This window comes from Flagellimonas sp. MMG031, from assembly GCF_040112705.1.
GTDB lineage: Bacteria > Bacteroidota > Bacteroidia > Flavobacteriales > Flavobacteriaceae > Flagellimonas.
On sequence record NZ_CP157804.1, the window covers coordinates 2,067,631 to 2,079,671 of the forward strand.

General features: G+C 44.2%; 7 protein-coding genes. 5 read left to right on the plus strand and 2 right to left on the minus strand.

What is annotated here, in order from left to right; genetic code table 11:
* The first annotated feature begins 48 nt into the window (after positions 1-48).
* The 4 genes from ABNE31_RS09235 to ABNE31_RS09250 all read left to right on the plus strand — a co-directional run bounded on the left by ABNE31_RS09235 (position 49) and on the right by ABNE31_RS09250 (position 7,588).
* Positions 49-4,515, plus strand: coding sequence for a translocation/assembly module TamB domain-containing protein (locus tag ABNE31_RS09235; protein WP_349351001.1), 4,467 nt, complete (start codon positions 49-51; stop codon positions 4,513-4,515).
* A gap of 131 nt (positions 4,516-4,646) precedes the next feature.
* Positions 4,647-5,633 (plus strand): 6-phosphofructokinase, encoded by a 987-nt coding sequence (gene pfkA, locus ABNE31_RS09240; RefSeq protein WP_293285702.1) that lies wholly within the window; start codon positions 4,647-4,649, stop codon positions 5,631-5,633.
* A 22-nt stretch (positions 5,634-5,655) separates the two neighbouring features.
* Positions 5,656-6,657, plus strand: a complete 1,002-nt coding sequence (gap, locus tag ABNE31_RS09245) for a type I glyceraldehyde-3-phosphate dehydrogenase (RefSeq protein WP_179384770.1) — start codon at positions 5,656-5,658, stop codon at positions 6,655-6,657.
* 79 nt (positions 6,658-6,736) lie between these two features.
* Positions 6,737-7,588, plus strand: coding sequence for an N-acetylglucosamine kinase (locus tag ABNE31_RS09250; RefSeq protein ID WP_179384771.1), 852 nt, complete (start codon positions 6,737-6,739; stop codon positions 7,586-7,588).
* On the opposite strand, the gene ABNE31_RS09255 is transcribed toward ABNE31_RS09250, so the two are convergent.
* Positions 7,581-7,961 carry a RidA family protein gene (locus tag ABNE31_RS09255; RefSeq protein ID WP_179384772.1) on the minus strand — a complete coding sequence of 127 codons (381 nt, stop codon included), beginning with the start codon at positions 7,959-7,961 and terminating at the stop codon, positions 7,581-7,583. The two genes, ABNE31_RS09250 and ABNE31_RS09255, sit on opposite strands and share 8 nt — an antisense overlap.
* A gap of 45 nt (positions 7,962-8,006) precedes the next feature.
* Entirely contained in the window at positions 8,007-10,691 is a 2,685-nt protein-coding gene (locus tag ABNE31_RS09260; protein ID WP_349351002.1) for a putative LPS assembly protein LptD, read from the minus strand.
* A gap of 128 nt (positions 10,692-10,819) precedes the next feature.
* Here ABNE31_RS09260 and ABNE31_RS09265 point away from each other — a divergent pair, with 128 nt between their 5' ends.
* Complete coding sequence (locus ABNE31_RS09265) at positions 10,820-12,013, plus strand: N-acetylmuramoyl-L-alanine amidase (protein WP_349351003.1); 1,194 nt, start codon at positions 10,820-10,822, stop codon at positions 12,011-12,013.
* Positions 12,014-12,041: the final 28 nt, after the last annotated feature.

Here is a 12,041-nt window from a genome sequence, read left to right on the forward strand (position 1 = left end):
TCAAAGGTAAAACATAAAAACCCTATCAAAAAACTTCGAAAAATACTGTTGCGCTTCCTTTTGGCCATTGTCTTGCTGTTGGTGTTGGCTTCATTGATTCTTTCATTGCCGGCCGTACAGACAAGATTGGGAAAATATGCGACGGATTCGCTGAACGAATCCTTCGGTACCAACATACAAATCGAGCGGGTCAGTGTTTCCCTCTTTAATCTCAACGCTGGACTCAAGGGCATTTATGTGGAGGATTACAAAAAGGACACCTTGATCTACATCCACAAGGTTTCTACCTCCATTTTGAACCTCCGAAATATGGCCAACAACAAAATGGAGTTTGGAGAAATGGAATTGGACGGTCTGGTGTTTAACTTGAAGACTTACGAAGGGGAAAGCGATACCAATTTGGATGTTTTTGTGGATAAATTGGATGATGGAAAACCACGCGACCCCGGAACACCGCCCTTTTTTATGTCCTCGGATGAAATACAAATCCATAATGGCAAGTTCCGTTTGATCGATGAAAATCTGGAGAAGCCGGAAACGCTGAACTTTTCCGAGATTGAGATTACAGCGTCCGATTTTCAAATTTTGGGCCCCGATGTGTCCCTGAAGATCAATGACCTATCCACTTTGGCCAAACGGGGCATCCGTTTGAAAAATTTCACTGCTGATTTTGCGTACACCAAGGAGCAGATGCGTTTTGATTCCCTTTTTATCAATACGGAACAATCCGAGCTTCAGGGCAATTTGGTGTTCAACTACAATCGTGAAGATTTGGCCAACTTTGTTGACCTCGTCAATATCGACGCCAATTTTACGGATTCCAAGGTAGCACTCAATGAGGTCAATGCCTTTTTTGATGAGTTTGGACAGGACAAGATCGTAAACTTTACCGGTAACTTCAGTGGAGTGCTCAACCAATTGCAGGTAGACGACCTGTTTCTTTTTACCGACAACACAGGTATTCGTGGCGATTTTAGGTTCGACAATATTTTTAGCGAGCAGGCACCATTTGTGTTGCGCGGGGATATTGACAATCTTACCTCAAGTTATTATCAATTGCGTAGCATTCTGCCACAAATTTTGGGAAGGAACATCCCGGAGTCCGTGCAAAAATTGGGACAATTTACGGTAAGGGGTGAAACGGAGATCACCGAAACCTCCATTGATGTGACCGTGAACCTGAATACTGCCGTGGGCAGTAGCTACGTAGACCTTCAAATGACCAACGTGCAGACGATTGAGGACGCCTCCTACATCGGGTTTATTTCCTTGATCGATTTTAATCTTGGGGAATTTATAGACAATGATAATCTGGGACTGGCCTCCATGGATATGAACGTAGAAGGAAAGGGGTTTGTTGCCGAAAGCTTGAATACCGAGGTGTCGGGTGACGTCTACAAATTTGAGTTCAATAACTACGAGTACAACAAAATAAAGGTCACGGGTATTTTGAGAAACCAATTGTTCGATGGTGTCCTGTTGTGCAATGATGAAAATTTCCGATTTGACTTCCAAGGATTGGCCAATTTTGGGCAGCGGGAGAACAAGTTCAATTTTGTGGCAGCAGTGGACTACGCCGATTTAAAGGAGCTCAATTTTATCAACGACAGCATCTCCATCTTCAAAGGGCATGTGGATATGGATATTGAGGGGAACAATTTGGATGATATGGCAGGTCAGCTCCAGTTCACCAACACCACGTATCAAAATGCAAACGACACCTATTATTTTGAAGATTTCAGCGTAACCTCCACTTTTGACCGGGATACCATTCGTACCATAGAGATCAATTCCCCCGATATCATTACAGGCTATATGCGGGGCAATTTTAAGGTGAAGGAATTGGGGCAATTGGTGCAGAACTCTATCGGAAGCATCTACACCAATTATCAACCTTTCAAAATCTCAGGAGGTCAGTATGTGGATTTCAATTTTAAGATCTATAACAAAATTGTGGACGTATTCGTACCTGAGCTTACTTTTGACCCCAATACGTTTATTCGGGGATCCATTCAGGCCGACCAAAGCGATTTTAAGCTCACCTTTAAATCCCCAAGTATCGAGGCTTTTGGGAACGCTTTTGATAATATTGAGCTCAAAATCGACAATAAGAACCCCTTGTTCAATACCTTCGTTTCCGTGGAGGATATGTCCACCGTGTATTACGATATCAAGGATTTTAGCTTGATCAATACCACCTTGAAGGATACCCTGTTCTTTAGAACAGAGTTCAAGGGTGGGAGTGAATACAACGATAGCTACAACCTGAATTTCTACCACACCTTTAATGAAAATAACAGATCGGTGATCGGTCTCAAAAAATCGGATGTCAGCTTCAAGGGCAATACATGGGTCCTCAATAAGGATGGGAACAGTAAAAACAAGGTCATTTTTAACAGTGCTTTGGACAGTATCCGGATAGAGGACGTAGTGATGGACAACAATAATGAGGAGCAGATACGACTTAGGGGGGAGTTTGCCGATTCCACTTACAAGGATTTGAACCTGCAATTTAAATTGGTTTCCCTGGACAAGGTTACACCGGCCATTGACAGTTTGAAAATGAACGGAAAGGTGGATGGTTTTCTCAATATCCTTCAAAAAGATGGCAACTATCTACCCACCTCCAGCCTAAAAATTGAAAGCTTTAGTGTAAACGACATACGCCTAGGTGATCTGGAGGTCGGTATTTACGGGAATAACGATCTTACCGAATTTGGAGTCAGTACATGGCTCAACGATAACGGCAAAGAACTCATGAACGTTAACGGAAAGGTGACCAACATCAATAATGTACAGGAGCTGGACCTCAAGGCCAATTTTACCGACTTTGCATTGGAACCTTTCAACCCATTGGGGGAAGATATCATATCCAATATTAGGGGAAGGGTGACCGGCGATGCCACTATCACGGGGAATGTTGAAAATCCATCCATTAACGGTCTGCTGCAATTGAACGATGCTGGAATCGGTATCCCATACCTTAATGTGGACTACGATTTTGCACCCTACTCCCAAGTACGATTGTTTGATCAGACCTTTTATTTTGAAAACGTACAACTCTCGGACGTAAAGGAAAAGACTACGGCTACCTTGGATGGAACCATTAGCCATACCGGATTTGACGATTGGTATCTCGGATTGGATGTGGATACCAACAATGATCGCTTTATGATCTTAAATACCGAGTACGATGAGGAATCCTTGTATTACGGCACAGGGTTTATCAATGGTAGTGGAAGTATTTATGGTCCAGTGGACGCCATGACCATTTCGGTAGATGCTACTACGGCCGCCGGAACCTCGCTTAAAATACCTTTGAGCGATGTGACCAGCGTTGGCGACTACTCCTTTATCAATTTTTTGGAAAAAGGGGAGAACAGTTCATTTGAGGAGGAAAGGGTCTTGGAAGAATACCAAGGACTTGAAATGGCTTTTGATCTTGCCGTTACCCCAGAGGCTGAAGTGGAGATCGTGGTAGATCAAACTACAGGGAGTTCCCTAAAGGGAACCGGGGAAGGTATTTTGTTGATCGAAATCAACACCAATGGTAAATTCAATATGTACGGTGATTTTGTTGTGGTGTCTGGGGAATACAATTTTAAATACGGTGGGGTCATCGATAAAAAGTTTAAGGTGCGTCCCGGTGGCAGCATCTTGTGGGAGCAAGACCCCTTGGCCGCTCAATTGAATCTCGAAGCAGTGTATTCCCTTAATGCCAATCCGGCGCCCCTTTTGGACAACGCAGGTTTCACGGGTAGGATACCCACAGAGGTGGTCGTACGGTTGGATGGTGAATTGGAAAGTCCCAATATCAATTTTGGGATTGAATTTCCGGGGACCAATTCGGTGGTACAGTCCGAATTGGAATACCGATTGCAAGATCCCACTATCTTGGAACGTAATGCTTTCTTCCTATTGGCACAGGGCACTTTCGTAAATCCACAATCTGGAGGAATCAACCAACAGGCGGTAACCGGAAACCTGATACAAACCGCTTCTGGACTTTTCAATCAGATTTTGGCGGGTAACAACGATAAACTCAACTTTGGGGTTTCGTATGAGCAGGGCTATAACGATCCCAATGCCGATATTGCCACAGAAGATAGGATAGGGGTGACCGTGTCTACCCAGCTTTCGGACCGTATCTTGGTCAACGGAAGGGTAGGGGTGCCGGTAGGAGGTGTATCGGAAACCGTGGTCGCCGGTGATGTGGAAGTCCAGATATTGCTGAACGATGAAGGAACACTGAGCGCTAAAATCTTCAACAGAGAGAACCAAATACAGCAGTTTTTGGCGGAACGGCAAGGGTACACCCAGGGCGTAGGTTTGTCCTATCAGGTAGATTTTGACAGTTTTAGGGAGCTTATGCAAAAGGTGTTCAACAAAAGGGAAAATCCATCCGAAGAAAAGGATCTTCCAGAAGCCTTGAATCCCCCAGAACAGGTGATGGGAAAGGATAGTTTAATTCGTTTTTCCGAAAAGCCCGTCAACCTTCCCAATTCCATCCATTAATTTTATATTTTTAAGTGTTTTTGTATTAATTTTTTACGAAAACGTTTGAGAAAGTCTTTCAAATCAAATAAATTATCAAGACATTCCAAATTTGGATAAAGTTTCCTAGCTTTGACCTCTTAAAAATTTGAATGGCTTCAGAAATTAAAAAAATAGGCGTTTTTACGTCTGGCGGAGACTCTCCTGGAATGAATGCCGCCATTCGTTCCGTTGTCCGTACCTGTGCATATTTGAACATTGAATGTGTGGGGATTTACAGAGGTTACCAAGGAATGATTGAAGGTGATTTTAAGACCTTGGATGCCCGTAGTGTAAATAACATCATTAATAAGGGAGGTACCATTCTAAAGTCTGCCCGTTGCGACGAATTTAGAACGAAGGAAGGAAGAAAGAAGGCTTACGACCAATTGACCAAGGAAGGCATTCAAGCCTTTGTGGTAATCGGAGGGAATGGAAGTTTCACAGGGGCCCTGCTGTTTACAGAGGAATATAATTTTCCAGTGATAGGAATTCCCGGAACCATCGACAATGATATTCTAGGATCATCCTTTACCATTGGTTTCGATACCGCCATCAACACGGTGGTGGATGTTATAGATAAAATACGTGATACGGCCAGTTCCCACAACCGCCTCTTTTTTGTTGAGGTCATGGGAAGGGATGTGGGCCATATCGCACTCAATGCTGGAGTAGGGGCCGGTGCCGAGGAAATATTGATACCAGAGCAAAACTTGGGTCTGGAGCGACTTTTGGATTCCCTAAAGCGAAGCAAGGCTTCGGGGAAATCATCCAGTATCGTAATTGTCGCCGAAGGGGATAAGATTGGTAAAAACGTCTTTGAACTAAAGGAATATGTGGAGCAGCACTTACCTATTTATGATGTAAGAGTGTCCGTGCTGGGACATATGCAACGAGGTGGGAACCCAACCTGTTTCGATAGGGTTTTGGCCAGTAGAATGGGCGTAAAGGCCGTAGAGAGTCTCTTGGAAGGAAAATCAAACCTTATGGTCGGTATCAGGGATACCAAATTGGTGCTGACACCCTTGGCCGAAGCCATCAAGGCACACACAGAAATTGACGAAGAACTCATCAGAGTTTCCGATATAATGACAACTTAATGTAAACACTAAAAAAGTAAACATGTCAAATTTGAAAATAGGAATTAACGGATTCGGTAGAATTGGAAGGTTGGTCTTTAGGGCCACCGTGAACAGGGACAACGTGGATGTTGTTGCCATCAACGACTTGTTGGACGTAGAACACCTTGCATATCTTTTGGAATATGATTCGGTACACGGAAGATTCGATGGTACCATCGAAGTAAAGGATGGTAACTTGATCGTAAACGGAAAAAAAATCAGGGTAACTGCCGAGCGCGACCCTAAAAACTTGAAATGGGACGAAGCCGGTGCGGAAATCGTAGCGGAATGTACAGGTATTTTCACCACTTTGGATATGGCACAAAGCCACATCGATGGCGGTGCCAAAAAAGTAGTGATCTCTGCTCCGTCCAAGGATGCGCCCATGTTTGTAATGGGAGTAAACCACAAAGATGTTAAAGCTACGGATACGATTATCTCCAACGCTTCTTGTACCACCAACTGTTTGGCACCTATCGCCAAGGTATTGGATGATGCCTTTGGTATCGATGAAGGTTTGATGACAACAGTTCACGCCACAACAGCTACCCAGTTGACTGTGGATGGTCCTTCCAAAAAGGATTATAGAGGAGGTAGAAGTGCCCTTTTGAACATTATCCCTGCTGCTACAGGAGCTGCTAAGGCAGTAACAAAGGTAATTCCATCGTTGGAAGGCAAATTGACGGGTATGGCATTTAGAGTACCTACTGCCGATGTATCTGTGGTGGATTTGACCGTGCGTTTGGCCAAGGAAACTTCCTATGAGGAAATCAAAAAAGCGATGAAAACGGCTGCCGAAGGAGAATTGTCCGGTATTTTGGGCTACACCGATGAGTTGGTGGTATCCCAAGATTTTGTAGGCGATGTGAGAACTTCCATTTTTGATGCAGATGCTGGAATCGAGTTGAACTCCAAGTTCTTCAAAGTGGTTTCTTGGTATGATAACGAAACTGGTTACTCCAATAAATTGGTAGACTTGGCCTTGCACGCAGCAAGTCTTTAATAAATTACCTTAAGTATTATCATTTTGTCCTGAAGAGGATACCCTCCTCTTCAGGATTTTACTATAAAAATCTCGACGTATGATTTTGATTGTGGATAGTGGTGCCACCAAATCGGATTGGATTGCCCTCGACGAAAAAGGGGAGCAGTTATTTGTGACCCAAACTTTGGGCCTTAGCCCGGAAGTGCTGACCAAAGAGGTCATCGAGGATAGGTTGGCGAATAATTTTGAGCTTTCCAAGAACAAGGAAAAAGTACGTCAGTTGTATTTCTATGGTGCTGGATGCGGTACCGATAGAATGAAGAATTTTTTGAAGGCCATTTTTAAGGATTTCTTTCCCAATGCCAAAGCTGAGGTGAGGGAAGACACCTATGCGGCCATTTATTCCACCACCAAGATTGGGAGGCAGGGCATCGTTTGCATTTTGGGAACAGGTTCCAATTGCAGTTACTACGATGGTCATCAACTCATCCAAAAAGTTACCTCATTGGGGTATATTTTGATGGATGATGGTAGCGGTAACTTCTTTGGACGAAAATTGATCCGGGATTATTATTTCCATAAAATGCCCCAGGACCTTGGGATGAAATTTGCCAAGGAGTACGACTTGGATGCAGATGTCATCAAGGAACACCTTTACAAACAGCCCAACCCTAATACCTATTTGGCCACTTTTGCCCGTTTCATTATTGAAAACAAGGAGCACCCGTATTGCAAAGGCGTCATCGAAAAAGGATTGCAGCAGTTCGTGAACAACTACATTATGCAATACGAACTGGCCACCAAAGTGCCTGTAAGCTTCGTAGGAAGCATTGCCCACTTTTTGCGTGACGAGTTAACGGCTTGTATTGAGCGCAATGATTTGATTTTGGGGGTAATCCGCCGTAGACCCATTGAAGGTCTGGTGGAATTCCACAGAGAGACTATTTAACGGCAATCATCGATATCTCCACATTCACGAATTTCGGAAGATTGGCAACTTCCACAGTTTCCCTTGCGGGAGCAGTGGCTTCGTCAAAATAGCTTCCGTATACCTCATTGATTTGTGCAAACTGGTTCATATCCTTGATAAAAATCGAGGACTTGATCACATGCTCAAAGGTCATTCCAGCTTCCTCGAGTATCGCTTTTAGGTTTTCCATGGATTGGCGCGTCTCCTTTTGGATGTCCCCTTCTACCAACTCGCCCGTAGCCGGGTCAATCGGAATTTGACCGGAAATGTAAAGTGTATCCTTTATGAGTACGGCTTGGTTGTACGGCCCGATGGGAGCCGGTGCTTTTGTGGTCTGTATGATTTTTTTCATGCATTGGAATTTATGCCAGTGAAGGTAAAAAATAAAGTGGTACGATCAAGGCTGACTTCTGTTTTCCCATTTGATGTCTTTCAACAGGGAACTCTTTATGCCAATGAAGAAATACCATCGCTCAAACCTCCCAAAAGGAGTCCAGTCGAAACTAAGGTTAAAACTGCCCAGATCCCGTTTAAAAGCGAAACGGGTATCGGCGAATCCTTTGTTCTTCAGATCATAACCAGAATTGAACCCAACTTCCCATTTTGGGGTCAACGAAATGCTCCCGGAGAACATGATGGAGTGGTTGGTAATTTCGTTCTGGCGGTTATTGTTGTTGTAGGAGGCTACATAGGTAAAGCGCGCATCCCACGGTAATTTGTTATTGTACAAAGGCTGCTCTTGGTTGGGGTCGTTGCCCCTATTGCCTCTTCCACGATTGAATTGGGATTGTTCTCCACGAACATCGTCAATGGCAAACGGGTTTTCACTAAAGTCCGACTGTTTTTCCTCATCACTCTTTTCCTTAACTCCACCTTTCTGGAACATTTCGCTGTTCAAGGAAAAGCTGGTGTTGATACGTGCACTGGTCAAACGTGCAATCCCCCCTCCATTATTGATGTTTAAGGTATTGATGCGTCTACCGTTATTGTCAATGGCATAGGGATCAAAGGTAGCGGCAAAGTTGATGGGGACGTTTTTAATGATTTCCGTTGCCCCGCTCATACTGATGGGGCTAAGTTTAAGGGAATCCGCTTCCAAATTATAACTGGCATTGAAGGTGAGGTTGCTCAAAATCTTCACCTTTCTGGGCTCCGTTGCCGTGGAATCCTTGTCCCGAACCTTAGCTTCGAGCGAGTTCTGTAGCGAAAAGCTAATGGAACTACCCCTGTTCAATGATGGCCGGCCATAAAGACTGGTTTCAAATGGGGTGTATTGTACCTCTTCGCCTTCTCCATTGGTGTAGGATTCATAAAACTGTTCAAAGGAAGGCGTGTACCCATAGCTGATGGAAGGGCGCATTACGTGGCGCAAGGCCTGCACTTTTTTATCTTCGCCAAAATTCCAAGTTCCATATAAGGTAGTACCAATACTGGTACCCAAACTATAACGGTTGAATCTGTCAAAACCCGGAATGGTATCGGTAACCACAAGTCCGGATTCTTCATCAAACTCGCGCCGGATGGTTTCCAAGGCCCACACATCTTCATAGTTTCCGCTTAAACTAACGCTGAGGTACTTGGCCAATTTAAAGTTGGTCGCTATGGGGATTCGGTGTCGGGCACCCACTCGCGCATCATCGAACATACCACTTTTAAAAAATTCCTCTTCCGTGGTGGTGATGCTATTTTGGGCGTTTACATCGTACTGAAAGTTGATATTTTGGAAAACACCCTTTTTGGGTTCATCACGTTTGGCAAAGGGAAAAATACGCTCCATGCTTGCTTGGAATGTGGGCAAGGACATGTTGATGGTCTGCGTACGTGAGTTTTGTGTATGACTGAGCGTAATACTGGTATTCACCGAAGGGTATTCGGGAAACGTCTTGGAGTAACTTATGGAGGAGGCGAAGGTGTTGGTCTGCGTATTGTTCCGGTTTACCTGGTTCAAGGAGTTGGTAAAGAACTGACTGGAGCCCAGATTCACCGAGGCCGAAAAGCGGGAATTGGGACTTGCCTTGGTATCCTGCGAATGCGAAATCCGAATGTTATAGTTGCTCGTTCGACTGTAATCATCAAAACCTCTTTGGCTGGTCACCAAATTTTCATAACTGATATTGATATTACCGCTGTATTTGTAACGTTTGGTGTAAACGGACCTTCCCTGAAACCCGTAACTACCGTTGGTATAGTAATCCCCCGTAATACTGAGGTCTACATAATCGCTGATAGGAAGATAGTACCCTCCGTTCTGAATAAAATACCCCCTTCTGGGATCGTTACCAAAGGTAGGGAACAGGATACCGGCCACCCTGCCCGTGGTCAACGGGAAATAGGCAAATGGCATGGCAATGGGCGTGGGTACGTCTACGATGTACATATTGCTGTACCCGGCAATGATTTTCTTTTTGGGTACAAATTTAGCCTTTCGCACACGGATGTAGTAATCGGGGTTCACCGTATCGTTGGAGGTGGTCAGTTTACCCTCGTTCAAAAAGTAGACCGAGTCGTTCTCTTTTTTGGTCTTTTCGGCATACACCTTCATGGCGTCGCTCCCAAGTTGCCCCAAACCGGCCTGTTGTTCGGTCCTCGAATTCCATATCAGTGCTTTTTGGGTATCAAAATTAAAACGGATGGAATCCGGTCGCACCTCATTGTCGCCCTGCTTAAAAAAGGGAAGTTGGGAGTAGTTGCCCAAGGAATCCTTCATTCGGCCCGCATAGACTTCATTTTTTACGTAATCCATAACGATAACGCCAGCCTTCAGTTCGGTATCCTGATAATAGATTTCCGCTTCGTCGTACAAATAAATTTTGTTGTCCTTTTGACTGAGCTTGACATAGTCCTTGGCCTTATATTTAATTTTGTCCAACAACAAAGGCTGTTTTTTTGGCACGGTATCTGTGCTTGTGGTGTCGGTTCTAATGGAATCGTTTAGGATGTTCGGAGGCAACAAAGGAGCGAAAATGGTATCCTTCACAGCCTTGATGGGCAAGGGCGTAATAGGGTCCTCCTGAGCACTTAAGGTAGCGATACCACAAAGAAGAACAAATAGGAAAAGTAAAAAATGTTTATTTGGTTGCAACGTGATAAATCCTATTTTTGTACAGGTCGGCTCAGTTTTGGGGTCAAACTTACATATATTTTTTGTTCTACTTATTGGTGATTACGATATTTTTAACCAATAGCGAACACTATAATTACACAGTTCTTATGAATAAAAGTCGGTTGACATTTTTAGTATTTCTTTTGCTGGTCTTTCCTTTGACCTCTTTTCACAAAAATGATACCGAGGTAAGGCCCAAAGATAAATTTATTGTGGTCTTGGACGCTGGTCACGGCGGACACGACCCTGGAAACATTGGGAACGGCTACTTGGAAAAGGAAATTGCCCTGGCCATTGTTTTGAAAATTGGGGAAGAGCTAAAAAAACACCCAGATATAAAAGTGATTTATACGAGGGATGACGATACTTTTGTCGATTTGTTCGAGCGGGGCGAAATTGCCAATCAGGCGAATGCCGATTTATTTGTATCCGTCCATTGCAATGCCCATAACTCGGATGCCTACGGGGCGGAAACTTATGTGCTGGGGTTGCATGCCAATCGACAAAATTTTGAGGTGGCCAAAAAGGAAAACTCCGTAATCTACTTGGAGGACGATTATGAGCAACGATATGCGGAGTACGATATCAATTCCCCCGAATCCGTGATTGGATTGACCATTATGCAGGAGGAATTTTTGGACCAGAGCATTCTGTTGGGAAAAAAGCTTCAGGATAATTTTACCGTAAAGCTCAAACGTAAGGACAGAAAAGTAAAGCAGGCCGGTTTTATTGTACTGCACCAGACCTTTATGCCCAGTGTATTGGTAGAGGTAGGCTTTTTATCCAATAAAAACGAAGGAAGTTACCTTAACTCCAAAAAGGGGCAGAGCGAGATGGGAACGGCGATTGCAAGTGCAGTCTTGGCCTACAAAGAAGAAATGGGCTATGCAGTGGCGCCAGTAGCCGCGAATCCAAAGGTGGAGGATACCCCGGTAGCGGTGGATATTCCCAAGGAGACAACCGAACAACCTACTACTGTTGCCGCTAAGCAACCGGAAGAAAAAACAAAGCAGACGGAGTCACAGACCAAAGCACCTGTAGAAAGTTCAGGGGTAATCTTTAAGGTCCAGTTGATGGCCAGTGGAAAAACCATACCGTTGGACGCCAAGAACTTTAACGGTCTAGACCAGTTATCCAAGGAACCTTATAAGAATATGTATCGATATATGTACGGTAATGCCAGTACCTACGAAGAAGCCAAGCAGTTGAAGAAAAACGCCGATGCCAAAGGGTATACCACATCATACATCGTGGCATACAAGAATGGGGCAAGGGTGCCAGTTTCAGCTGCATTGAAGTAGCGATGCTTCAAATGGTCTCTTGAGAAAA